Raw genomic sequence first — 23,539 nt, 5'->3', positions numbered from 1 at the left:
GCGGCATCGCCCGGGCGGTGCATGCCATGTTCCTGCGATCACTCGACCGCGCCGAAGAAACCCTCATCGCCTCGCTCATGGCGGCGGCGACTCTCGTCATCTTCGTGGCGGTCGTGCACCGTTTCGGGATCGGAGCGGCCGCCGACCTGTCGGCATGGGCACGCGCGCACGATCTGCCCTGGTTGTTCGGCTTCGCACGCAGCTTGTTCAAGGCCTTCCAGTCGGTCAACCTGACCTGGGCGCAGGAGCTCTGCATCTATCTCTTCGTCTGGATGGCGAAATTCGGCGCCGCCTACGGCGTGCGCACCGGCATTCATGTCGGCGTGGACGTACTGGTCAACCGCCTGCCCGAAGGACAGCGGCGCGTCTGCATCCTGTTTGGGCTGCTGGCCGGTGCCTTCTTTACCGTCATCGTCGGATCGCTCGGCGCCACTTTCGTGTGGGAAATGGCGCATACCGACCAGATATCGGCCGACCTCGAACTGCCGATGTGGCTGGTCTACCTGGCCGTGCCGGCTGGTTCCTACCTGATGTGCTTCCGCTTTCTGCAGGTCGCCTGGAGATTCGCCCATGGCGTAGCGCTGCCGCATCACGATTACGGTCACGTCGAGGGCCTGGAGAAGGAGGCCCATCCATGAACGTCGCCATAATCTTCGGGCTGCTCGTCATTCTCATGCTGACGGGCATGCCGATTTCGATCTCGCTGGGTCTTACCGTCCTCAGCTACCTGTTCTTCCTTACCGAAGTGCCGATCGAATCCGTGGCGTTGAAGCTGTTCACCGGCATCGAAAAGTTCGAGATCATGGCGATCCCGTTCTTCATCCTGGCCGGGAATTTCCTGACCCATGGCGGCGTCGCCCGCCGTATGATCGATTTCGCCCGTTCGCTGGTCGGCCACTGGCATGGCGGGCTGGGGTTGGCCGGGGTCATCGCCTGCGCGCTCTTTGCGGCCGTTTCCGGCTCGTCGCCGGCGACCGTGGCGGCAATCGGCTCGATCATCCTGCCCGCCATGCTGCAGCAGGGTTTCCCCAAGAGATTCGGCGCCGGAATCATCACGACCTCGGGGGCGCTTGGCATCCTCATTCCACCCTCCATCGTCATGGTCATCTATTGCGTGGCGACCAGCGGCATGATGATCGAAGGGCCGGACGGCCAGGTCGTTGGCGCCGCATCGGTCGGTACCATGTTCATGGCCGGCGTGATCCCCGGCCTGATGCTGGCCGCCTGCCTCGGCCTCACCACCTTCTACCGCGCCTGGAAGTTCAACTATCCGCGCATGAAGCCGGCCGCCTGGGCCGAGAGGATCAAGGCCTGCCGCGAATCCATCTGGGGCCTGCTGCTCATCGTCATCGTCATCGGCGGCATCTACAGCGGCATCTTCACGCCGACCGAAGCCGCCGGGATCAGCGCCGTCTATGCCTTCATCGTCGCCGTCTTCGTCTATAAGGACATGCCGCTCGCCCGCGTGCCCAAGGTGCTGCTCGATTCCGCCAGCATGAGCGCGATGCTGCTCTACATCATCACCAATGCCGTGCTGTTCTCCTTCGTCATGGCGCACGAGAACGTGCCGCAGACGATGGCGGCCTGGATCGTCGATAGCGGGCTCAACTGGTTTGCCTTCCTGCTCATCGTCAATCTGCTGCTGCTGGCGGCCGGCAACGTGATGGAACCTTCATCGATCGTGCTGATCCTGGCGCCGATCCTCTTTCCCGTTGCGGTGAAGCTCGGCATCGATCCGGTGCATTTCGGCATCCTCATCATCGTCAATATGGAGGTCGGCATGTGCCATCCGCCGGTCGGCCTCAATCTATATGTCGCCAGCGGCATTACGCGCATGGGGATCACCGAACTCACCGTGGCGGTCTGGCCGTGGCTGCTGACCATGCTGACCTTCCTGGCGCTGGTCACCTATGTGCCGGAAATATCGCTCTGGCTGCCGCGCATGCTGGGGATGCTTTAGAAGGTTACAGTCCGCTCAAGCGCCGGAAAGCACGCCAGGTCTTCATCGGGTGGCGCAACTTGCGCAAGGTGCGGGTGACCGGCAGGTGCATGCGCGTATCTTCGAGTTCCAGGCCGATGCGCTGGATACGCCCGTCCTTGACATCGCGCGCGACCAGCTCGATCTCGCCCAGTTTCACGCGGTCGCCGGCGACGACATGCAGGCCCAACTGCGCATGGAGGAAGGCGCCGAGCGACAGATCCTTCGCCGCCACGCCGATCGGCAAGCCGTAAATGAGGGCGAGGTCGCTGGCCGGCGTCTCGGCTTCGAACACGAACTCGCCGAAGCCGGCGGGCGCCGACGGTTCGTCCGCCTCGTGATGCACGAAATGCTGATGCAGGCCCGCGATCTCCGCCGGCGGCGCGATGGCGATGACGTAATCGCCGATCAGCGGCCGCATCTCGCGAAAAAGGGCGACCGGCGCGGAATCGCGGATGACGCTGATGATCTCGGCCTGGGGCGGCAGATGGATCGCGCCGTAATCGTCGTGCAGCACCCGGGCCCTGTCCTGTACGCGGAAACCGGCGAGTTCCCGGCTCGACCCATGGCCGAGGCTGATGTCGAGGTCCTGCCCATGATGGACCGCGGCGGGTACTTCGAGACCGAGGAAACGCGCCGCGCGGCCCACCGACCAGCCCTGGACGATGAGCGAGGTCAGCACGGCGACGAAGGCGACGTTGAAATAGACCTGCGCATTGGGTACTTCGGCCAGGATGGGTATCGAGGCGAGAAAGATCGGCACCGCGCCGCGCAGGCCCACCCAGGCCACGAAGCCGCGCTCGCGCCAGTTGAAGCGAAAGGGCAGCAGGCACAGCATGACGGCGCCTGGCCGCGCGACCAGGATGAGGCCGAAGGCCAGCAGCAGCGCCGCCGCCAGGTCCGCCAGCAGGTCGGAAGGCGTCACCAGCAGGCCCAGCATCAGGAACATGGCGATCTGGGCCAGCCAGGCAAGGCCGTCGAGAAAGCGCGTGATGACCTGCTGCGCGCGATAAGGGGCCTGGGCCAGCATGATTCCGGCCACATAGACCGCCAGGAAACCGCTGGCATGCAGGCTGTTGGTCCCGGCGAAGATGAGCAGCGCGCCGGCTGTCGCCAGGACCGGGTAGAGGCCGGCGCTCAGGGTCAGGCGCTGCAGCAGCCAGCGCAAGGCAAAGCCGCCGGCGGCGCCGATGAGGCCGCCGCCGATCAGTTCGAGGCCGAAGCTGCCAAGCACATACCAGCCCGAAACGTTCGAGCCGGCCTGCACCAGATGCACCGCCATCAGGGTCAGGAACACGGCCATCGGGTCGTTCATGCCGGATTCCAGCTCCAGCGTACCGCCGACGCGGGCGTTGACCGCGACCCCCTGGCCATGCAGCAGCATGAAGACGGCCGCGGCATCCGTCGAAGCCAGGATCGCCCCCATGAGAATGCCTTCCAGCGGCCGCATGCCCATCACCAGCACGGCCATGCCGGCCATGCACAGCGCCGTCAGCAGCACGCCGAGCGTCGCCAAGGTCAGGGAAGGCCAGAACACCAGGCGGACGACTTCACGCGGGGTGCGCAGGCCGCCTTCGAATAGGATGATGGCAAGGGCGATGGAACCGACCGCGAAGGTCGCCTCATAGCTCTGAAACTGCAGGCCGAGCGGGCCGTCCTCGCCCGCCAACATGCCGAGCACGAGGAAGACGAGCAGCAGCGGCGCCCCCAGGCGCGAGGAAATCTGGCCGAGCAGGATGCTGATCAGCGCGAGGAGGGCGCCCAGGAAGATAAGCTGATTGATGAGGGCCAACCGCGCGCGCTCCTTGCTCCGGCCGGCCCGGGGCTTTCGCCCCGCACCGGCTATCCGATCCTATATGCCGGTCAATATAGTCAGTTCGCTTGCCGCACCGCAAAGGGCAAGCGGTCCGGCCTCGCTAAAATCCGCCGTTTTGGTACACTCCAGCAGGCAATCCCGGCACGGGGGACAGGTCCGCCGATGGCAAGACTGAGATCGCTGATCGTCATTGCATTGGGTGCGGCGGTCGCTCTCTACCCCGCCGGGCGGGCTATTGCCAAGGAGCCGGTCCGGCTCGTTTTCGCTGCTGACCTGGTGCCGCTCTCTTTCGAGGATGAGGGCGAGGTTCGCGGCATATTCGTCGATGTCGCGCGCGAGGTCTTCGCCCGGCTCGGCCAACCCGTCGATACCGCGCTCTATCCGTGGGAACGCGCCCAGCAGATGGTGCGGCAGGGCGAAGCGGACGGATTCATCACCATTGCCACCAAGGCGCGTGCAGAATATGCCAGTTGCGGCCGCATTCCGGTATTGCGGGCCCCGCTTCATCCCCTGGTGCGCGCCGACCATCCGCGCCGGCAGGAGATCGAGGCGGCGACGGATCTTGCCGACTTCAAATCGTTCGAGATCGTGAGCTATCTGGGGAATGGCTGGGCCAAGCAGAACCTGGCCGAGCACAATGTATTTTTCGCGGCCGACTTCCAGGCGTCTCTGCGTGGACTGGCCAAGGGGCGCGGCGACCTCGCCTTCGTCACCACGACGGCGGGCGCCTACTACCTGCGCGAATACAGCCTGCAGGACAAACTTGTCGTGCTGCCGATGGTCGCCGACTTGTTCGAATACGTCCTGTGCCTGGGTAAGCAATCGCCGCATGCCGGCCTGCTGCCGGAATTCGACCGCGTGCTGGAAGTCATGCGCGCGGAGGGCGCCTACGCGCCCATTCTCGGCAGGTACGGCATGGAACGCGTGACGTTCTATTAGCCGGCCTTTGGCTACCCCCGGGTCACCAGCGTGCCGATGCCTTGGGGCGTGAAGATTTCCAGCAGCATGGAATGCGGCACGCGGCCATCGAGGATGACGGCCGCCTCGACGCCGCTTTCGACGGCACTGAGGCAGGTCTCGAGCTTCGGGATCATACCGCCCGAAATCGTGCCGTCGGCGGCCAGCGCCCGCACTTCGCCGGCGGTGAGCTGCTGCATCAACTGGCCGGACTTGTCGAGGACGCCCGGCACGTCGGTCAGCATGAGGAGGCGCGAGGCCCCGATGGCGGCGGCGATGGCGCCGGCCGCCGTATCGGCATTGATGTTGTAGGTCTGCCCGTCCGGGCCGAAGCCCACGGGGGCGATGACCGGAATGACGCCGGCCTGTTCCAATGAACGGATGATGCTGGGATTGACCTTGTCCGGCTCGCCGACGAGGCCCAGATCGACCCGTTCGCCATCCTTGGTCATCTCGGTCTTCTTGGCATGGAGCAGATTGTCGTCCTTCCCCGAAATGCCCACGGCCTTGCCGCCGGCGGCGTTGATCGCCGCCACGATCTGCTTGTTGATGGAGCCGGACAGCACCATCTCGACCACTTCCATGGCGGCGGCGTCGGTGACGCGCAGGCCATCGACGAAGCGCGACTGGATGCTCAGCCGCTTCAGCATCTCGCCGATCTGCGGGCCCCCGCCATGAACGACGACCGGCAGGATACCGACCTGGCGCAGCAGCGTGATGTCGCGGGCGAAGATGTCGGACAGCTCCTTATCCACCATGGCATGGCCGCCATATTTGATGACGAAGCGCTTGCCGGCATATTTCTGCATATAGGGCAGAGCGTCGGTCAGGGTCCGCGCCGTCTTCAACCAGTATTTGGTGTCCGTAATGCTCATCTTGCGACCATCGCTGCGGAAGGGGTGGGGTGGAAAGGGTAATCCGGCGCGCAAAGTGCGGTCGGGGGACTGTAAAATCAAGTGGGAATTCATGGGTGGCGGCAGGCCCCGGCCTGTCCCCAGGCGCGAAACGGCGCGCGAAACGGCGGGAAAGATTCGAGGGGTTCGGCCGCACGAATATGTCACGCGGCGGGAACGTCAGGCGAAGGCAAGCCTGGGCCGCCCGAGGCACGCCAGGCTGTGCCTGCGGCAATCGGGGAAATTGAGGCCATGCCCCAATTCCTGCTATCAGTTCATATGCTGCAAGGAAAACCATATGGCTGTCCCCACCTCCAAGGCGGAGTTGCTGGCCGCAATCACCGCGAATTTCGACAAGCTTCTGGCTGATCTGGCGCGCGTTCCGGAAGAACGCGCCCGCGAATGCACGCTCGACGGTCATGCCGCGGGCACGACCATGAGCCCAGCCGACCTGGTTTCCTACCTTGTCGGCTGGAACGAACTGGTCTTGAAATGGCTGGATCTGGACGATAAGGGCGCCAGTGTCGATTTCCCGGAAACCGGCTTCAAATGGAACCAGCTTGGCCTGCTGGCGCGGAAGTTCTACGAGGATTGTCAGTCACTCGGCTATCCGCAGTTGCTCGGCCGCCTGACAAGTGCCAAGGACAGGCTTGTCGAGGCGATATCGCACCGGTCGGACGACGAACTTTATGGCCGCCCCTGGTATGACAAGTGGACAAAGGGCCGGATGATCCAGCTCAACACCTCATCCCCCTACGCCAACGCGCGTACCCGCATCCGCAAATGGCTCGCGAGATCGGACTGACACCATCCTAGGACGCGGATCGGCCTTGCATTTTCCTAATTGATACCATACGGTATGGTATCTTTCTTGATAAGGAGAATGCCGGTGAATGGATGGTTTGCCGCGGCGGCCGGCCTGTCGGCCTTTACCTGCGGGCTGCATGTCGTCATGGGCGGGCGCGAGGCGGCGCGCCCGCTCCTCGCCGCGGCCGAGCTCGATCGCCTGGCGAAGTTCACCAATTACTATTGCTGGCATCTGGTGACGATTGTCATTGGCGCGCTGGCTGTGGCCTTCGCCTATTCGGCGCGGGCGGGCATGGCGGCGGATCTGGCGCTCTTCGCCACCGGGATCGCCTTTCTGTTCGCGCTCTGGAGCCTCGGCATGATTGCAAGATTCCGGCTGCCGCCGCTGCTGTTCGGCCAATGGGCGCTGTTCCTCCCCATCGGCCTTCTGGGTCTTGCCGGTCACCTCGCATGAGGCGGGAGAAGAAGCCCCGTGTCTCCGCGCGGGACTGGGTCGAGATCGCACTCACGGAATTGTCGAGCCACGGGCCGGACGCCATCACCATCGATGCGCTCTGCCGCCGGGCCGGCAAGACGAAGGGGTCCTTCTATGCCCATTTCGACAGCTTCGATGCGTTTCTGGCGGCCCTCGCGACACACTGGCGCGCGCGCAACACCGAGACGGTGATGCGGGACGCCGATGCTGCGGCATCGCCCCGGGACCGCCTCGCCAGGCTCAATGCCATCGCCGTGCGGCTCGACGCCAGGCTTGACCAGGGCATGCGGAAGCTGGCCGGCAAGAGCCCGCTGATCGCGGCGGCGGTCGCCAAGGTGGACGAAATGCGGATCGCCTATCTCGCCCGTCTCCATCAGGCGGCCGGCGGCTTCCCGGCGCGCGCCGCCAAGGATCTCGCGACCATCGAATACGCCGCCTATGTCGGCCTGCCGCTGATCGGCCCCGAGCGCGGCCTGGACGAGCTTGAACGCCTGCACAGGACCTTCACCAGGCTGATTTCAAGGCCACGCCATGCATGAAACAAAATCGGGGTCAGACTCCGATTGAGTAACGCGCTTTCATCGCAGCGGATAGAAATTCGTGGATGGCCCGCCTGAAGCGGGCCATGACAATTTGGGAAATGGGCGCCATATGCTTTTGCCCTATCGATGAAGCGCAGAGCTATCGCACGTGGCCTTCTGTAACTCGTCATCCCCGGGCTTGACCCGGGGATCAGGGCCGACTGGGCTCTGTTCCTCAGTTGCTGACAGATGCCCGGCCAGAGGGACAAATACTGGGCCCGGGCATGACGAATTTGGGAAAGTGCCCTTACCCCTGTGCCGCGAGATCCGCCAATGTGTCGCGGAGTTCGCTCATGCCGGCGCCGGTCTCGGAGCTGGTGACCAGGATCTCCGGGTGCGCTGCCGGGCGCTTGCGGATGGCTTCGGTGAATTTCTTGCGGTTGGCTTCAAGGGCCGCCGGTTTCAGCGTGTCGGCCTTGGTCATCACCGCCTGGTAGGAGAGGGCGAAGCGGTCGAGGAGGTCCATCAGGGCCTCGTCGCTTTCCTTGAAGCCGTGGCGGCTGTCGATGAGGAGCAGCACGCGGCGCAGGTTCGCGCGGCCGCGCACATAGCCTTCGATCAGTTCCGACCATTCGGCGACCTTGGCGCGGCCGACCTTGGCATAGCCGTGGCCTGGCATGTCCACGAGGACCAACTCGCCATTGAGGTCGAAGAAGTTGAGCTGCTGGGTGCGGCCCGGCGTCTGCGAGACGCGCGCCAGCGCCTTTCGCCCCGTGAGCGCGTTGAGGAGGCTCGACTTCCCCACATTCGAGCGGCCGGCGAAGGCCACTTCAATGGGCCCCATCGGCGGCAATTGTTCCAGCTTCATGGCGCCCGCCACGAATTGGCATTCACGCTGGAACAGCTTGTCGCCGTGAGTCCGTTCGCCCGCCTTGCGTTCGCCGCTCACCTTGGGCTCAGGCCTTCTTCGGCAGCTTGGCCGATTTCTTGGCCTGGCTGTACATGATGTATTTCTGCTGGGCGATGGAGAGCGTGTTGTTCCACGCCCAGTAGATGACGAGCCCGGCCGGCATCGAGCCCAGCATGAAGGTGAAGATGAACGGCATCACCGCGAACATCTTGGCCTGCACCGGATCCGGCGGCGTCGGGTTGAGCCGCATCTGGGCCCACATGGTGAAGCCCATGATCAGCGGCCAGATGCCGATGGACAGCAGATGGATGATGGCGCCGACGATCGGCATGTTGAAATAGAGATGCGGCTCCCAGGGAATGAGGCCGAACAGGTTGAGGAACGAGGTCGGGTCCGGCATCGAAAGATCGTGCACCCAGCCGAAGAACGGCGCCTGGCGCATGTCGATGGTGACGTAGAGCACCTTGTAGAGCGCGTAGAAGACCGGGATCTGCACCAGGATCGGCAGGCAGCCGGCGGCCGGGTTGACCTTCTCCTTCTTGTAGAGCGCCATCATTTCCTGCTGGAAGCGCGCCTTGTCTTCGCCGAACTGTTCCTTGAGTTCGGCCATCTTGGGCTGCAGCGCCTTCATCTTGCTCATCGACGCATAGGATTTGTTGGCGAGCGGGAACATCACCGCCTTGACGCAGACGGTCAGCAGCAGGATGGCGATGCCCATATTGCCGATATAGCGCACGATCCAGTCGAGGAAGGCGTGGAGCGGCTTGGTGAGGAAGAAGAACCAGCCGAAATCCACCGCGCGCTCGAAGAGGGGGATGCCCAGATTGTCGCGATAGGCTTCGAGCAGCCTCACTTCCTTGGCGCCGGCGAAGACCTGGTGCGTGAAACTGGCGGAACCGCCGCCGGCCGGCACGTCGCGCATGTCGGCGGTGTAGTCGGCCTGATAGGAATCGAGCTTGGGTTCGTAGAGATAGCGGGCCTTGATGCTTGCGTCGGCGGGGGCTATCTGGGCCACCAGCCAATATTTGTCGGAAATCCCGAGCCAGCCGCCCGTGCTGGCGAAGTTGACCGATTTGGGTTCGTTGCCCTCGGCATCCTCGGCCTGGTCCTTGACGCCGCTATAGCTTTCCTCGTTGAGCGTGCCGTCGAACACGCCCATCGGGCCTTCATGCAGCACATAGGTCTGGCTGGGTGAGGGCGGCAGGCCGAAGCGCACGACACGCGAATAGGGCGCCAGGGCCACGGTCGCGGCACCATTGTTGGCAACCGATTCCTCGACCTTGAACATATAGCCGTCGTCGATGGAGATCTTGCGCGTGAAGACGAGGCCGGCACCATTGTCCCAGGTCAGGGTCAGCGGCGATTGCGGGGTGAGCGTCGTCCCGCTGGCGCTCCACAGCGTCTCGGCATTGGGCGTCGCAACACCCGGGGCGCCGACCCAGCCGGTGTCGGCGAAATAGGCATGCTGCGCCTTGGCCGGCGACAGCAGCACGACGTTCGGGCTGTTGGGCTCGATCGTCTCGCGATAATGGTTCAGGACAAGATCGTCGATGCGGCCGCCCTTGAGCGCGATCGAACCCTTGAGCTTGGGTGCGTCGATGGCGACGCGCGGGCCTTGCGCCAGCGCTTCGGCCCGGGGCAGCGAGGCCGCCGTGGCATCGCCGGGCGCCGTTGCCGTGGCGGCGGTGCCAGTGGATTGCGTGCCAGTGGATTGCGTGCTGGCGGCATTGCTGGCGGCCTGCGCCAGTTGCTGCTGCGCCTGTTCGGCCTGCTGGGCTTGCTGCGCCGCCTGCTGCTTCTCCAGGCGCGGCATTTCATAGAAGAATTGCCAGCCGAAGATGATCGCCGCCGACAAGGCAATGGCGATGATCATGTTCTTCTTGTCGGTCTGCGGCATCATGATGACGATCGAATCCCAGATATAAGGTTTATTGGCGGGAGGCGGCAGCCGGACGATGGCTGCAGAGTTCCGTGTGTTCGTGCGCGGCGTCGCTGCCGGGCACCGGATCATAGCCGCTGCCGCCCCAGGGGTGACAGCGCGCGATGCGCCGGAAGGTAAGGGCCATGCCCTTGATCAGGCCGTGCCGCTCGATGGCTTCGATCCCATAGGCCGAGCAGGTCGGCTGATAGCGGCAATGGAAGCCGACGAAGCCGGAAAGGGTCAGCTGATAGAAGCGGATCGGCACGGTGCCGATCAGGCGCCACCCGCCGGTTTTCCGTCGCGCGTTCATGGCGCCGGCCGCACGGTTGCGGCGACGCCCAGCTTCTTGAGGCCGCGGCGGAAATCTTCCATCAGCGCCTTGTAATCGCGATCGACCGTCGCCGGCCGCGCGATGAGGACCAGATCGGTCGGCATGGTCGTGACCGCCGTTTCACGCAGCACCTCGGCGGCAGCCGCCTTCAGGCGCCGGCGCGCGCGATTGCGCAGCACGGCGTTGCCGACCTTGCGGCTCGCGGTGAAGCCGAGGCGTACATCAATCGATGTGGATGGAGACTCGTTCCGACGCGCCTGCAGGACCAGGCCTGGCGCCACCCATTTGCGGTTTGCGCTCGCGGCGGCCAGGAATTCGGCACGCCGTTTCAGGCGGCCGATGCGGGTCATCGTGCTGGGCTTGAGCTTTGGATAAAGGCTGGCAACAAGTGTCGTCAGCGCCGGTTCAGGCGCTGAGACGCTTGCGGCCCTTGGCGCGGCGCGACGAGATGACCTTCTGGCCACCGGCAGTCGCCATGCGCGAGCGGAAGCCATGACGGCGCTTACGGACCAGCTTGCTCGGCTGATAGGTACGTTTCACGGTAAATCTCCACGGAATTCAATCAGTTGCGGTTTGGCGCGGCTATATAAAGAAAGCCCCGGCCGGAGTCAATCGACAGCGCCGCAAAACCGGCGGCAAGCCGGTGCTTATAGGCTAGTGCGCCGCCGCCGTATACCTTGTTCTTTAATCGATACAGTCGATCATTGTTCTGGAATTCAACGGTCTGGTCGATTAATCAAATCGTGGCAGGGGCGCACCGATTGCTCTAGGGTCCGCCCGGTTCACTCCCAGCCAGACTCAAGCCCTTGCCCCCACGCATCGCCATCATCTTCAACCCCATCGCCGGCCGCAGCCGTCGCCAGATGCTGGAGGATGTCTGCGACCGTCTGGGCGCACGGGGCTGGGCCATCGACCTCAAACCCACCGGCGCCCGGGGCGATGCCGAGCGCATGGCCCGCGAAGTGGCTGAATTGCCTGAGGATTTGCGCCCCGACCAGCTTGCCGTTGCGGGCGGCGACGGCACCATCGGCGAGGCGATCAACGGCCTTATCACGGCCAATGGGACCGTGCCGCTGTCGATCGTTCCGATGGGCACGGCCAACGTGCTGGCCGCCGAAATCGGCCTCGATGTCACGCCGGAAGCCATCGCCGCCGCCATCGATGCGCGCAGGTCGCAGGCGATCCATGTCGGGCGGGCCAATGGCCGCGCCTTCACGCTGATGGCCGGGGTCGGGGTCGATGCGCATGTGGTGGCTGAACTCGACATCGCCCTCAAGCGCCGCATCGGCAAGGGCGCCTATATCTGGGGTGCCGTCAAGCAATTGTTCCGTTTCGGTTTTCCGACATACAACGTGGCCATCGATGGGGGCCGGCCGATCGCCGCGGCCTCGATCGTCGTCGCCAAGGGGCGGTTCTATGGAGGGCGCCATCTGGTGGCACCCAAGGCCGACCTGACGCGGCCCAGCTTTCAGATCTGCCTGTTCGAGCGCAAGGGTGCCCTTCACATGCTGCGCTACGCCCTGGCCCTGGGGCTGGGACGCCTGCCCAAGGCCAGGGGATATAGCATCCTGGAAGGCCGGCAGGTGGCGATCACCGGGCCCAAAAACGACCCGGTTCAGGGCGATGGCGATGTGTTGGGCTATCTGCCCGCCAACATCGACATCGCCCCGGCACCCGTGCAGCTGGTCATGCCGTTCAGGCAGAGAAATTCGACCATGCCGCCGGCTCATCGAGCGGAATGAGCGAGGGCCGCTCTTCGGCCGGTTCGGATATCACCTTGACGAGGGCCAGGACGATCGCGGCGACGATGAAGACCGCCGCAAGCGAGGCGGTCAGGCCAAGGGGCCGCGGATGGGGCTCGGCCCCGCGAAGGACGAAATCGGACATTCTGAACTCCTTTTTTGGGTGGTTCCGGTTGACGATTTCGATGTAATTCCTCAAGATTGTTTTGAAAAATTGATAGTTCAAAACGGATGATTTTGAATAACTGAACGATGCAGCTGACCAATCTCGACATGGATGTGCTGCGCAGCTTCGTGACCGGCACCGAACTCGGCAGCTTCGCCAAGGCCGCCGACCGCCTGGGCCGGTCGCAATCGGCCATCAGCCTGCAGCTCAAAAAGCTGGAGGAGCAGGTCGGCGAGGCACTGCTGCGCAAGGAAGGAAGGGGTCTGGCGCTTACCGCGCCGGGCGAGATCCTGCTTTCCTATGCCAGGCGCATGCTGGAACTGAACGACGAGGCGGTGGCGGCCACGCGCGGCGTCGCCGTCGAAGGCTGGGTGCGCCTGGGTCTGGTGCAGGATTTCGCCGAAAGCTGGCTGCCTGTCCTGCTCGGGCGCTTTGCGCGCGCGCATCCGCAGATCAGGGTCGATGTGCGCGTCGAGCGCGGCGTCCTGCTGGCCGAGGCGGTGGAGAAGGGCGAACTCGATCTGGCGCTGTGCTGGGGCGACTATGCCAGTCCACGCCGGCGCAAGATCGGCGAGGTGCCCTTGCGCTGGATCGGTGCCGCCGATTTCCGCCTGCGGCCGGGCGAGCCGGTGCCGCTGCTTGCCTTCAAACAGCCCTGTACCTTCCGTACGCGCGCGATCGAGGCGCTGGATGACGCGGGCATGGCCTGGCGCATCGCCTTCAACAGCCCGAGCCTGGCGGGGCTCTATGCGGCGGTCGAAGCGGGGCTCGGCGTGACACCGCGCACGGCGGAAGGCATTCCGCCGCGCCTCAGGCTACTCGGCGATGACAGCGGACTGCCGCCGATGACCCCGCCCATCGACCTCTATCTCCATGTCGGCGACGAGACACCGCCCGCCGCCACGCAGAAGCTGCGCGAAGCATTGCTGGAAACGCTGGAAAGCAGCTTGGTTTCGGTCAAACCAGCCGTGCGCACGATATAAGAGCGCGGTTGGGACGTATCTCGGACGGCACGCTGAGGAGACGCATCAGAGGAGATGCATCAGTCGGGCGTGCGATCCCGCGGCAGGCCGCGCGTGGCCGTGGCCGGCACCGGCATCATGGCCGGCAGGCGGCGATGGACACGCTTGACCGGCATCGCCCCGTAGACCTGCTTGGTCGCTTCGATGATGACGGCACCGGCAAGCCCGGGCATGGCATGGCGTGCGAACGCTTCCCAGCCGCTGGCGGCCCGCAGCCAGGATCGGTTGCGGAACGGCAGGAAGAACAGGCTGCGCTCGGTCCTGAGTGGCGTGAAGGAGTGCTTGCGCAGCAGGCGCGAGAGCTGGCCCGCGGAATAAGGCTGGCCGAAGCCGAAAGGCGTGCGTTCCAGCTGCGCCCAGAGGCTTCGGCGGTTGGGCACCACCACCAGCAGGCGCCCGCCGCCGGCCAGCACGCGCCAAGCCTCGCGCAGCATGTCGCCGGGATGATCGGAGCCTTCGAGGCCGTGCACCATCAGGATGCGGTCGACCGAATAATCCTGCAGCGGCAGTTCGGTCTCGTCGGCAAGTGCCGTGAGATTGGGTTCGTCGCGCGGCCAATGCACGACACCCTGCCCCGCCGGCATGATGGCCAGCACCCGTTCGGCCTGCTCGCGGAAGGGCTGCAGGTAGGGTGTGGCGAAACCCAGGCCCAGCACCGACTGGCCGCGCACATCCGGCCACATGCCGCGGATGCGCGCGCGCAGCAACTGGCGCGTCACCTTGCCGAGCGGCGTCTGGTAGAAATCGCGGACATCGACCACGTCCTGGAACAAGTTGCGCCCGTTCGTCGTTGCGTTGTTTTGATTATGGCACATCCGCTGCTATCGTCAGCCGCTAAGTGATGTGATCCCGGGAGACCCGCAAAATGCCCCAGACTGCCACCCAGCCGCCCTTGGAGATCGCGGTCTTCCCGATGCTCAGCGACAATTACGGCTTTCTCATCCACGATCCGGCGAGCGCGAAGACCGCCGCCATCGACCCGGCAGAGGCGGCCCCGGTTCTTGCGGCCTGTGCCGCCCACGGATGGCAGCTGACGCATATCCTCAACACGCATCATCATGGCGATCATGTCGGCGGCAATCTGGACCTCAAGGCCAAGACGGGCTGCGCGATCGTCGGCCCGGCCTATGACCGCGCGCGCATTCCCGGCATCGACGTCGCCGTGGACGAAGCAAGCGGCGCCGATTTCGGCAGCCGCCATGCAGAGGTCTTCTTCGTGCCCGGCCATACGCGCGGCCATATCGCCTATTATTTCGCGCGAGATAAGGCGCTGTTCTGCGGCGACACCTTGTTCGCGCTGGGATGCGGGCGCCTGTTCGAGGGAACGCCCGCGCAAATGTGGTCGTCGCTCCTCAAGCTGCGCGCATTGCCGGACGATACGCGCGTCTATTGCGCCCACGAATATACCCAGTCGAACGCCCGCTTCGCGCTGAGCGCCGAGCCGGAGAATGCAGCCCTGGCCGCGCAGGCGGAAGAAGTCGCCAGATTGCGGGCAGCGGGCCAGTTCACGATTCCCTCGACCCTGGCGGTCGAGAAGGCGTGCAATCCGTTCCTGCGCGCGGACCAGCCGGACCTGCGCCGCCGCTTCGGCGGTGCGGGCATGACGGATGCCGATGTGCTGGGCGCGATCCGTGCCGCCAAGGACCGCTTCTAGACGAGATAATGATGCGTGTAGGCGATGAGCTTGTTGACCGTCTGGCCGTCGTCGGACAGCGGCAGAATGATTGATTGCTCGTGGCCGATGCGATTGTCCGGCGTCACGAAGCGGCGCTGTTCGAAGCGCGGCGCGCGGCGCGTCACGACGTCCTGATAGGCGGCCATCGCGCAATCGGCCGAGCTGGCATAGAAGCCTTCGCCGACACCCTTGCCGGTCGGATCCTTGCCACGCATCGCGACCTCGCGCGTGCCCAGCAGCCGATAGACGAAGCGCCTGGCATCGGGCACGATGTCGATCAGCGTGATTCCGGGAAGGAACGAGACCATCTCCGCGGGATCGAAATCGTCGCGCGCGGGCATGATCCTGCCCCGGCATTTGCCCAGCCAGATATCATGGAAAGCAAGAATATCGTCGTGATAGCCGGCAGCATCAACACGGTGGACGACCGTGCCGCCCGCAACCGACTGGCCAGATATTGACATCAATTGATCATCGACCTTCAATCCCCTTGGCGGCAAGAATATCGAAGCACCGGGAAAACCCCAAGCTTTCTGATGGATTACGGAACCCTTGCCGTCACCGGATGTTTATTTCCGGCGGATTATTTCATTTAGGTAAAAGGGCGAACCCGCGGGCTTTCCCGCGGGGTGTATTTTTCGATGATGTTGCAAAGAAGTCACAAACTGCCACCTCAGCCGGAAAATCTCGATTTCAGCGCTTGGGCGCTGTTTCTGGATCTCGACGGTACGCTGCTCGACATCGCGGCATCGCCGGAATCCGTGCTGGTTCCCAAACATCTTATCGACACACTGGCGAGGTTGCGCACGGGCCTCGGCGGGGCGTTGGCCATTCTTTCCGGCCGCCCGCTGCGCACGATCGACCGTTTGCTGCACCCCTTGCTGATTGCCGCCGGCGGCGAGCATGGCGCAGTGCTGCGCCTGGCGGATGGCGCGATCGCCGAAGCCGAAGTCGAGACCGTCGTTCCGGCGCATTGGCGGCAGATGATTCACCAGCAGGCCGAGAATTGGCCTGGCGTGCTGGTCGAAGAGAAATCGCACGGTCTGGCCCTGCACTATCGCGCCGATCCGGCATTGGGCGTGGCGGTCACGGCGCTGCTCGAACAGCTGGTCGAGAGCGATCCCACGTTCGAGATTCTACCGGCATTGCTTGCGCGCGAACTGCGCCACCGTTCGATCAACAAAGGCGAAGCGCTGCGGCGGTTGATGGCAACGGCGCCGTTCGAGAGGCGGAGGCCCTTGTTCATCGGCGACGATGTGACCGACGAAGATGCGATTGCCGCCGCGGATCGGCTCGGTGGCCTGGGACTGCGTGTTGCCGATTGCTTTGCCGGGGAGCCGGCGCGCGTGCGCACCTGGCTCGGCGAACTCGCGGCACATCACCAGGGCAATGGTCATGAAGGCAAGGCCGATGGCAGGACGGGGCGCTGAATGGCTCAGCTCGATCTCGGTGTCATCGGCAACGGCACGGTCGCCAGCCTCATAGATCGTGCCGGGCGCCATCAATGGTTCTGTTTTCCGCGCTTCGACGGGGATCCGCTGTTCAACGCGCTTGTCAACGGAACGGAGCCGGCGGGCGGCTTTGCCGATATCGTCGTGGCGGACGGCGTCTCGACATCGCAGGCTTACCAGCGCAATACGGCCATCCTGGAGACGGTCTTCACCGACAGCCACGGCAGTTCGGCGCGGGTGATCGATTTTTCGCCGCGCTTCATCCGCTTCGGCCGTTTTTTCTGTCCGCCGATGCTGATCCGCCGCATTGAACCGTTGAGCGGCCGCTGCCGCGTAACCGTGCGCTTCCGGCCAAGCTTCGATTACGGGGCGACCGAACCGCGCAAGATCGTCGGCAGCAATCATCTGCGTTTTGCCGCCGGTGACAACACCCTGCGCATCACCACCGACATGCCGGTGAGCTATCTCGCCAACGAGGTCGAGTTCCTGCTGGATCGGCCAATCAATCTCATCGTCGGCGGCGACGAGCCCATTCCGGAGGCGCCGCAAGCGCTGGTCGGCGAGTTCCTGGACCAGACGGCGGTCTATTGGCGCGACTGGGTGCGCGATCTCGCGGTTCCCTTCGATTACCAGGAAGCGATCATCCGCGCCGCCATTACGCTGAAGCTGTGCACTTTCGAAGATACGGGCGCCATCGTCGCGGCGCTTACCACCTCGGTGCCGGAAGCGGCGCATTCGCGGCGTAACTGGGACTATCGCTATTGCTGGCTGCGCGATTCCTATTTCACCGTGACGGCGCTTAATCGGCTGGGGGCCACGCGGACGATGGAAAATCATGTCCGCTTCATTCTCAATGCGGTGCTGAGCGCCGGCGTCTCGCCCGAAGTACCGCTCTATCCGATCGTGCCCGGCTCCGATGTCGCAGAACGCGAGGCGCCGGCTCTGGCGGGCTTTCGCGGCATGGGGCCGGTCAGGGTCGGCAATGCGGCGGTAATACAGCGCCAGCATGACGGCTATGGATCGATCATCCTCACCGCGGCGCAGATGTTCTATGACGAGCGCCTGCCCAATATCGGCGATCTCGATCTCTATCGGCAATTGCGTCCGATCGGCGATCTGGCCGCCGCCTCGGCCTTGGCGCCGGATGCGGGATTGTGGGAGTATCGCGAGCGTATCGGCGTCCACACCCATTCCGCGGCGATGTGCTGGGCCGCGTTGCATCGCCTGGGGCTTATCGCCGGGCGGGTCGGCGAGATGGAAGACCGCGATCGCTGGCTGAAGCTTGCCAGCGAGCTGCGCAACACGATCCTGGAGCGCGCGACCGCGGCGACAGATGGCTGGCTGGCCGGCGCCTTCGACAGCGATGTCTGCGACGCCGCCGTGCTGACGCTGCCGGAGATTGGCCTGTTGCGCTATGACGATCCGCGCTTCCTGCGCACGTTGGAAACGGTGGAAAAGCGGCTGATGCATGACGGCTTCCTCATGCGCTATGACGAGCCCGACGATTTCGGCAAGCCGGAGACGGCCTTCCTGGTGTGCAGCTGGTGGTTCATCGATGCGTTGGTCGCAGTAGGTCGGCGGACGCAAGCCAAGGAATTGTTCGACCGCATTCTGGCGCGGCGCAATCACCTGGGCTTGCTGTCCGAGGATCTCGACGCGAGGGAAGGTATTCTATGGGGCAATTTTCCGCAGACTTTCTCGATGGTGGGCATGATACTCTCCGCCATGCACCTCAGCCGGAGCTGGGAGGAAGGACTATGGCGCGCGTCGTAATCGTTTCCAATCGCGTGCCCTTGCCGACGGAACGCGGTGCCCGTGCCGGTGGGCTTGCGGTCGGCATCGCCGATGCCTTGAAGGATGGCGGCCTGTGGTTCGGCTGGAGCGGCGGGATTTCGCGCAGCGCACGCAATCCCGTGCGCAAAGTGGAATCCGGCAGCGTCACCTATGCCACGATCGATTTGAGCCAGGAGGATTACGACCGCTTCTATGTCGGCTATGCCAATTCGACTTTGTGGCCGTTGCTGCATTTCCGCCTGGGGCTGATCGATTTCAAGCGCGAGGATCTGGAGGGGTATTTCTCGGTCAACCGGACCTTCGCCGCGGCTCTGGCGCTGGAATTGCACCCCGACGATGTCGTCTGGATTCACGATTATCATCTGATCCCGCTGGGTGCTGAATTGCGGCGCCTGGGGGTGCGCAACCGGCTGGGATTCTTCCTGCATGTGCCTTTCGTGCCAGCCAGCCTGTTCGCCGCATTGCCGCAGGGCGAGACCTTGCTGCGCGCCTTTCTCGCCTATGACGTCGTCGGTTTGCAGACCGAGGAGCACCGGCGCGATTTTCTCGATGCGGTCAAGCAGGTCTTGGGGATGGAACCGGATGGCGACGGTTTGCTGGTGACGGCGGACGGCACGTCGCGCGCCATCGCCAACCCGATCGGCATCGATGCGCGCGGCTTTGCGGCCATGGCGGCGAAGGCCGAGCGGTCGCCTGAGACGCGGCGGCTGCTTTCCAGTCTGGTCGGGCGCGATCTGGTGATCGGCGTCGACCGGCTGGATTATTCCAAGGGGTTGCCCAACCGGTTTACCGCCTTCGGCAAGCTGCTGCACGATTTTCCCCAGCACCGGCAGAAGGTGAGCTATCTGCAGGTGGCGGCGAAGAGTCGCGAAGACGTATCGGAGTATCAGGCGCTGCGGCGCGAGCTCGACCGCAAGGCCGGCAATATCAACGGCCGCTATGCCGAGTTCGACTGGGTGCCGCTGCGCTACATGACGCGGCCGATGACGCGCACGACCCTGGCCGGCTTCTATCGCGCGGCACGGGTGGGCTTGGTGACGCCCTTGCGCGACGGGATGAATCTGGTCGCCAAGGAATTCATCGCCGCGCAGGATCACAACGATCCGGGCGTACTGATCCTGTCGCGCTTTGCGGGGGCGGCGGAGGATTTGGAGGAGGCGTTGATCGTCAATCCTTACGATCCGGCGGAAATCACCGAGGCAATACACCAGGCGCTCATCATGCCGCAGGACGAACGCCAGGACCGCATGGCGCGCCTGCGCGCGCGCGTTTTCACCGTCACGGCGGAAAGCTACTGCCGCAATTTCCTGGCGGCGCTGGCAGCCTAGGCTTCTACGCCGGTGCCGATCGGGCAGGCGACGCCGGTGCCGCCAAGACCGCAATAACCGCCGGGATTCTTGGCAAGATATTGCTGGTGATAATCCTCGGCGAAATAGAAGGGCGGCGCCGCGGCGATTTCGGTGGTGATGGGATCGTTCCTGCCGGCTTGCGCCAGCGCCACCCGATAGGCATCGCGGCTGGCGAGGGCCGCATCCTGTTGCGCGGTCGAATGGGTGTAGATGGCGCTGCGGTACTGCGTGCCGACATCGTTGCCCTGGCGCATGCCCTGGGTGGGGTTGTGACTCTCCCAGAAGGTCTTCAGCAGCGTCTCATAGGAAACCCTGGCTGGATCGAAGACCATGCGCACCGCCTCGGTATGGCCGGTCATGCCGCTGCAGACTTCTTCATAGGTGGGGTTGGGCGTGAGACCGCCCTGATAGCCGACGGCCGTCACGTAAATGCCCGGCACCTGCCAGAATTTGCGCTCGGCACCCCAGAAGCAACCCAGGCCGAAATCGGCCATCTCGAGCCCGGCCGGACAGGGGCCGGTCAGCTTGCGGCCGGTGACGAGGTGCGGATTGGGAAGCGGCATCGCGCTGCTGCGCCCGGGCAGGGCGCTGTCCGCATCGGGCAGTGCAAGGGGCTTGCGGGCGAAAGAGAACATCGGCGGATCTCCGTTTCTGGCTTGGATTCTATATGGGCTTTTACGGCTGCACTGCCAAGACCGTTACAGGGTGCCGGGTTCATGCCCGCAAGGCATGAAGGGATTTAGTGAAAGTCGCGGCTCCTTGTGACGAGGGCCGGTTTCCGTTGCGAGCGGGGATCGCGGCCGTTCGGCCGGGTTACTTCATCGGCCCGGGCCGTGGGCGCTGCCAGACCGGCTTCCCTATCCTCGTGCAGGGTCGCCAGCAGGTCGCTCATGTCGATGAGCCGGTCGGCAACGACATGGACGACTTGATGGGGCGATTTACCCTCGATCTGCACCTTGCCGACGCATCCCATCAGCCTGGCGCCCATGACGATGGCACGGTGGGTGGCGAAGATCTTCGGCCAGACCACCAGATTGGCGATGCCGGTCTCATCTTCCAGCGTGACGAAGATGACACCGCTCGCGGTCCCCGGCCGTTGCCGCACCAGGACAAGGCCGGCGACGAAGACGCGGTCGCCATTCTTCAACCCGCCGAGCGCGCGATGGGGGAGGATTCCGCGCCGGCGCAGAACCTCGCGCAGGAAGGCGATGGGATGGCGCTTGAGCGTGAGATGAAGGGTCCGATAATCCTCGACCACATGCTGCGACAACGGCATTTCGGGCAGGGCGGCGGTATCCGGCGGCATGTCGAGTTCCGCGAAGAGCGGCAGCGGCGCCTCGCCCAGTGCCTTCACGGCCCATAGCGCCTGGCGGCGGTCCAGCCCCAGGGAACGGAAGGCATCCGCTTCGGCCAGGCGGTTGAGCGTCCTGGCGCTCACGCCGGCCCGCCGCCACAAATCCTCGACGCTTGCATAGCCGCCGTCGCGCAAGGCGACGAGGCGCTGGATCTCGTCTTCCGGCGCGCCGTCCACCTGCCGCAATCCCAGGCGCAGGATGGGACCATGGATGGCGCGCTTGCGGTTGGTGTCGAAATCGGCCGCCTGGGTCAGGTCGCGGCCGCCGCGTTCGAGCTCGCTGTCCCAATTGCTGAGATTGACGTCGGCGCCGCGCACGCGCACGCCATGATCGGTCGCATCGCGCACGATCTGCGCCGGCGCGTAAAAGCCCATCGGCTGGCTGTTCAGCAAGGCCGCCGCGAAGGCCGCCGGGTAGTGGCATTTCAACCAGGCCGAAACATAGACCAGGAGGGCGAAGCTGGCGGCATGGCTTTCCGGGAAGCCGTAATTGGCGAAACCTTCGATCTGCTTGAAGCAGCGTTCGGCGAATTCCGCCCGATAGCCGTTCCTCAGCATGCCGCCGACGAATTTCTCGCGGTAGTTCTGGATCGTGCCGGCTTTCTTGAAGGTCGCCATCGCGCGGCGCAGTTCATCGGCCTCGTCGGCGGTGAAGTCGGCCGCGACCATGGCGATCTTCATCACCTGCTCCTGGAACAGCGGAACGCCATGGGTCCGGTGCAGGATCTTTTCCAAGGCGGGGGTGGGCGCCCGGCTGTCTTCCTTGCCGTCGCGCCGGCGCAGATAGGGATGCACCATGTCGCCCTGGATGGGCCCCGGCCGCACGATCGCCACCTCGATCACCAGATCGTAGAAATTGCGTGGCTTGAGGCGCGGCAGCATGGTCATCTGAGCGCGGCTTTCGACCTGGAAGACACCCACGGAATCGGCGCGGCACAGCATTTCATAGGCAAGCGGATCGTCCTGCGGAATGGTGGCGAGATTGTAACGGATGCCGTAGAGGCGATGAATGAAGTCGAAGGCGCGGCGGATACAGCTCAGCATCCCGAGCGCCAGGACGTCGACCTTCAGCAGGCCGACCGCGTCGAGATCGTCCTTGTCCCACTGGATGACGGTGCGGTCCGCCATGGCGGCGTTTTCGATCGGCACCAGGCGCGACAGCGGGCCTTTGGAGATGACGAAGCCGCCGACATGCTGCGAGAGATGGCGCGGCGTTCCGATAAGTTCGCCGGCCAGGGTGACGGCGAGCGACAGGCGCCGGTCGCCGGGATCGAGCCCCGCCATGCGGATCTGCTCCTCCGTCAGGGATTTGTCGGACCAGCCCCAGACGAGCTTGGAGAGGCGGCTGATGATGTCGTCGGAAAGGCCCAGGGCGCGACCGACATCGCGCAAGGCGGCGCGCGAGCGATAGCAGATGACGGCGGCGGCAAGGCCCGCCCGGTCGCGGCCGTATTTCGCGTAGATATGCTGGATGACTTCCTCGCGCCGCTCATGCTCGAAATCGACATCGATATCGGGCGGTTCCTTCCGCGCGGCGCTGATGAAGCGTTCGAACAGCAGATCGACCTTGGTGGGGTCGATGGAAGTGATGCCGAGGCAATAGCAGACGACCGAATTGGCGGCCGACCCGCGGCCCTGGTGCAGGATGCCTTTCTCGCGGGCGAAACGGACGATGTCATGCACGGTCAGGAAATAGCGCGCATAGTCGAATCGTTCGATAAGCTTAAGCTCGTACTCGATTTTAATACGGATGTCGGCGGGAACGCCTGCCGGGTAGCGCCAGGCGGCACCAGCCCAGACAAAATCGGCAAGGCTTTGCAAGGGCGCCTCGCCAGGGGTCACGACTTCTTCCGGATATTCGTAGCGCAGTTCGTCGAGAGAGAACGAGCAGCGCGCGGCGATTTCCTCGGTGCGAGCGACGGCATCCTCCAGGCCGCGGAACAGGCGGCGCATCTCGGCAGCCTGTTTCAGATGCCGTTCGGCATTCTTTTCAAGGCGGAACCCGGCCGTGTCGATGGTGCAATGATGGCGCACGCAGGTCAGCACGTCGAACAGCGCCTTGCGCGCCGGCAGATGATGCCGCACTTCATTGATGGCGACGGTCGGAAGATGTGCTGCATCGGCCAGCCCTTGCAGGTCCCGCAAGCGTCGCGCATCGTCACCGCGATAGAGATGGGCAAGAGCGAGATGCCCGGCATCGCCGAAATCGGCACGGAAGCGGCGGAGGAAGGCGGGGAGATCGGGCCTGTCGTTGTGCGACCGGAAAGATAGGTGACATTTTAGACCGGAGACATGGGTAACAGTTTTCCGGTTCTGTTCTAATCCGCTTTACATCGGCCCGGCCGGGCCGATGTAAAGCGTCGCAGTTTCTTGGTCT

Annotated in this window: 23 protein-coding genes and 1 pseudogene; 12 read left to right on the top strand and 12 right to left on the bottom strand. The window is 64.3% G+C overall.

Annotation, left to right across the window (positions count from 1 at the left end):
• Positions 1 to 26 precede the first annotated feature (26 nt).
• Positions 27 to 638, top strand: coding sequence for a TRAP transporter small permease (locus tag ACE3TY_RS20295; RefSeq protein WP_374656423.1), 612 nt, complete (start codon positions 27 to 29; stop codon positions 636 to 638).
• A complete protein-coding gene (locus ACE3TY_RS20290; protein WP_374656421.1) occupies positions 635 to 1,960 on the top strand; it encodes a TRAP transporter large permease in 1,326 nt (441 codons plus the stop codon). Before ACE3TY_RS20295 ends, ACE3TY_RS20290 begins: the two co-directional genes overlap by 4 nt.
• A 4-nt stretch (positions 1,961 to 1,964) precedes the next feature.
• On the opposite strand, the gene ACE3TY_RS20285 is transcribed toward ACE3TY_RS20290, so the two are convergent.
• Entirely contained in the window at positions 1,965 to 3,770 is a 1,806-nt protein-coding gene (locus ACE3TY_RS20285) for a potassium/proton antiporter (protein ID WP_374656419.1), read from the bottom strand.
• Positions 3,771 to 3,956: 186 nt separating this feature from the next.
• Here ACE3TY_RS20285 and ACE3TY_RS20280 point away from each other — a divergent pair, with 186 nt between their 5' ends.
• A complete protein-coding gene (locus tag ACE3TY_RS20280; RefSeq protein ID WP_374656417.1) occupies positions 3,957 to 4,733 on the top strand; it encodes a substrate-binding periplasmic protein in 777 nt (258 codons plus the stop codon).
• 11 nt (positions 4,734 to 4,744) lie between these two features.
• Here ACE3TY_RS20280 and argB read toward each other — a convergent pair whose 3' ends face one another.
• The gene (gene argB / locus ACE3TY_RS20275) at positions 4,745 to 5,626 is read right to left on the bottom strand and encodes an acetylglutamate kinase (RefSeq protein ID WP_374656415.1); all 882 of its coding nucleotides are present in this window, start codon (positions 5,624 to 5,626) and stop codon (positions 4,745 to 4,747) included.
• Positions 5,627 to 5,942: 316 nt separating this feature from the next.
• On the opposite strand from argB, the gene ACE3TY_RS20270 reads away from it, so the two are divergent.
• The 3 genes from ACE3TY_RS20270 (at position 5,943) to ACE3TY_RS20260 (ending at position 7,465) form a co-directional block, all read left to right on the top strand.
• On the top strand, positions 5,943 to 6,449 hold the full coding sequence (locus tag ACE3TY_RS20270; RefSeq protein ID WP_374656413.1) for a ClbS/DfsB family four-helix bundle protein: 507 nt from the start codon (positions 5,943 to 5,945) through the stop codon (positions 6,447 to 6,449).
• 84 nt (positions 6,450 to 6,533) lie between these two features.
• Entirely contained in the window at positions 6,534 to 6,905 is a 372-nt protein-coding gene (locus ACE3TY_RS20265) for a hypothetical protein (protein WP_374656411.1), read from the top strand.
• On the top strand, positions 6,902 to 7,465 hold the full coding sequence (locus ACE3TY_RS20260; protein WP_374656409.1) for a TetR/AcrR family transcriptional regulator: 564 nt from the start codon (positions 6,902 to 6,904) through the stop codon (positions 7,463 to 7,465). The genes ACE3TY_RS20265 and ACE3TY_RS20260 overlap by 4 nt, the downstream gene beginning before the upstream one ends.
• A 289-nt stretch (positions 7,466 to 7,754) precedes the next feature.
• Here ACE3TY_RS20260 and yihA read toward each other — a convergent pair whose 3' ends face one another.
• The 5 genes from yihA to rpmH are packed head-to-tail and all read right to left on the bottom strand — an operon-like array spanning position 7,755 to position 11,149.
• Positions 7,755 to 8,396 (bottom strand): ribosome biogenesis GTP-binding protein YihA/YsxC, encoded by a 642-nt coding sequence (yihA, locus tag ACE3TY_RS20255; RefSeq protein WP_374656408.1) that lies wholly within the window; start codon positions 8,394 to 8,396, stop codon positions 7,755 to 7,757.
• A gap of 7 nt (positions 8,397 to 8,403) precedes the next feature.
• The gene (gene yidC, locus ACE3TY_RS20250; protein ID WP_374656406.1) at positions 8,404 to 10,257 is read right to left on the bottom strand and encodes a membrane protein insertase YidC; all 1,854 of its coding nucleotides are present in this window, start codon (positions 10,255 to 10,257) and stop codon (positions 8,404 to 8,406) included.
• A 28-nt stretch (positions 10,258 to 10,285) separates the two neighbouring features.
• A complete protein-coding gene (gene yidD, locus ACE3TY_RS20245; protein ID WP_374656404.1) occupies positions 10,286 to 10,588 on the bottom strand; it encodes a membrane protein insertion efficiency factor YidD in 303 nt (100 codons plus the stop codon).
• Positions 10,585 to 10,959 carry a ribonuclease P protein component gene (gene rnpA / locus ACE3TY_RS20240; RefSeq protein WP_374656402.1) on the bottom strand — a complete coding sequence of 125 codons (375 nt, stop codon included), beginning with the start codon at positions 10,957 to 10,959 and terminating at the stop codon, positions 10,585 to 10,587. Before rnpA ends, yidD begins: the two co-directional genes overlap by 4 nt.
• A 55-nt stretch (positions 10,960 to 11,014) precedes the next feature.
• Complete coding sequence (gene rpmH, locus ACE3TY_RS20235; RefSeq protein ID WP_374656400.1) at positions 11,015 to 11,149, bottom strand: 50S ribosomal protein L34; 135 nt, start codon at positions 11,147 to 11,149, stop codon at positions 11,015 to 11,017.
• Positions 11,150 to 11,415: 266 nt separating this feature from the next.
• Between rpmH and ACE3TY_RS20230 the strand changes: the two genes are divergently transcribed.
• Positions 11,416 to 12,351 (top strand): diacylglycerol kinase family protein, encoded by a 936-nt coding sequence (locus tag ACE3TY_RS20230; RefSeq protein ID WP_374656398.1) that lies wholly within the window; start codon positions 11,416 to 11,418, stop codon positions 12,349 to 12,351.
• Here ACE3TY_RS20230 and ACE3TY_RS20225 read toward each other — a convergent pair.
• Positions 12,305 to 12,496, bottom strand: coding sequence for a hypothetical protein (locus ACE3TY_RS20225; RefSeq protein ID WP_374656396.1), 192 nt, complete (start codon positions 12,494 to 12,496; stop codon positions 12,305 to 12,307). The genes ACE3TY_RS20230 and ACE3TY_RS20225 overlap by 47 nt on opposite strands.
• Before the next feature lie 107 nt (positions 12,497 to 12,603).
• Between ACE3TY_RS20225 and ACE3TY_RS20220 the strand changes: the two genes are divergently transcribed.
• A complete protein-coding gene (locus tag ACE3TY_RS20220) occupies positions 12,604 to 13,500 on the top strand; it encodes a LysR substrate-binding domain-containing protein (protein ID WP_374656394.1) in 897 nt (298 codons plus the stop codon).
• Between the two features lie 59 nt (positions 13,501 to 13,559).
• Here ACE3TY_RS20220 and ACE3TY_RS20215 read toward each other — a convergent pair whose 3' ends face one another.
• A complete protein-coding gene (locus ACE3TY_RS20215; protein ID WP_374656392.1) occupies positions 13,560 to 14,354 on the bottom strand; it encodes a class I SAM-dependent methyltransferase in 795 nt (264 codons plus the stop codon).
• 50 nt (positions 14,355 to 14,404) lie between these two features.
• On the opposite strand from ACE3TY_RS20215, the gene gloB reads away from it, so the two are divergent.
• Positions 14,405 to 15,193 (top strand): hydroxyacylglutathione hydrolase, encoded by a 789-nt coding sequence (gloB, locus tag ACE3TY_RS20210; RefSeq protein WP_374656390.1) that lies wholly within the window; start codon positions 14,405 to 14,407, stop codon positions 15,191 to 15,193.
• Here the strand turns inward: gloB and ACE3TY_RS20205 are convergent.
• Positions 15,190 to 15,678, bottom strand: coding sequence for a PAS domain-containing protein (locus tag ACE3TY_RS20205; protein ID WP_374656388.1), 489 nt, complete (start codon positions 15,676 to 15,678; stop codon positions 15,190 to 15,192). The genes gloB and ACE3TY_RS20205 overlap by 4 nt on opposite strands.
• A 177-nt stretch (positions 15,679 to 15,855) precedes the next feature.
• Here ACE3TY_RS20205 and otsB point away from each other — a divergent pair, with 177 nt between their 5' ends.
• Genes otsB through ACE3TY_RS20190 form a run of 3 tightly spaced genes read left to right on the top strand, consistent with a single transcriptional unit; the run spans position 15,856 to position 19,787 of the window.
• Positions 15,856 to 16,644 (top strand): trehalose-phosphatase, encoded by a 789-nt coding sequence (otsB, locus tag ACE3TY_RS20200; RefSeq protein ID WP_374656386.1) that lies wholly within the window; start codon positions 15,856 to 15,858, stop codon positions 16,642 to 16,644.
• Positions 16,645 to 18,438, top strand: a complete 1,794-nt coding sequence (locus ACE3TY_RS20195) for a glycoside hydrolase family 15 protein (RefSeq protein WP_374656384.1) — start codon at positions 16,645 to 16,647, stop codon at positions 18,436 to 18,438.
• Entirely contained in the window at positions 18,423 to 19,787 is a 1,365-nt protein-coding gene (locus ACE3TY_RS20190; RefSeq protein ID WP_374656382.1) for a trehalose-6-phosphate synthase, read from the top strand. The genes ACE3TY_RS20195 and ACE3TY_RS20190 overlap by 16 nt, the downstream gene beginning before the upstream one ends.
• Here the strand turns inward: ACE3TY_RS20190 and msrA are convergent.
• Together msrA and ACE3TY_RS20180 are read right to left on the bottom strand one after the other, a co-directional pair.
• On the bottom strand, positions 19,784 to 20,443 hold the full coding sequence (msrA, locus tag ACE3TY_RS20185) for a peptide-methionine (S)-S-oxide reductase MsrA (protein WP_374656380.1): 660 nt from the start codon (positions 20,441 to 20,443) through the stop codon (positions 19,784 to 19,786). The two genes, ACE3TY_RS20190 and msrA, sit on opposite strands and share 4 nt — an antisense overlap.
• 104 nt (positions 20,444 to 20,547) lie before the next feature.
• Positions 20,548 to 23,382: pseudogene (locus ACE3TY_RS20180) on the bottom strand (error-prone DNA polymerase); the annotation flags it as partial.
• Positions 23,383 to 23,539 lie beyond the last annotated feature (157 nt).

This window comes from Dongia sp., assembly GCF_041918875.1.
Lineage (GTDB): Bacteria > Pseudomonadota > Alphaproteobacteria > Dongiales > Dongiaceae > Dongia.
The sequence above is the reverse complement of the archived record's forward strand: the minus strand, read 5'-3'. Positions and strand labels throughout refer to the sequence as shown.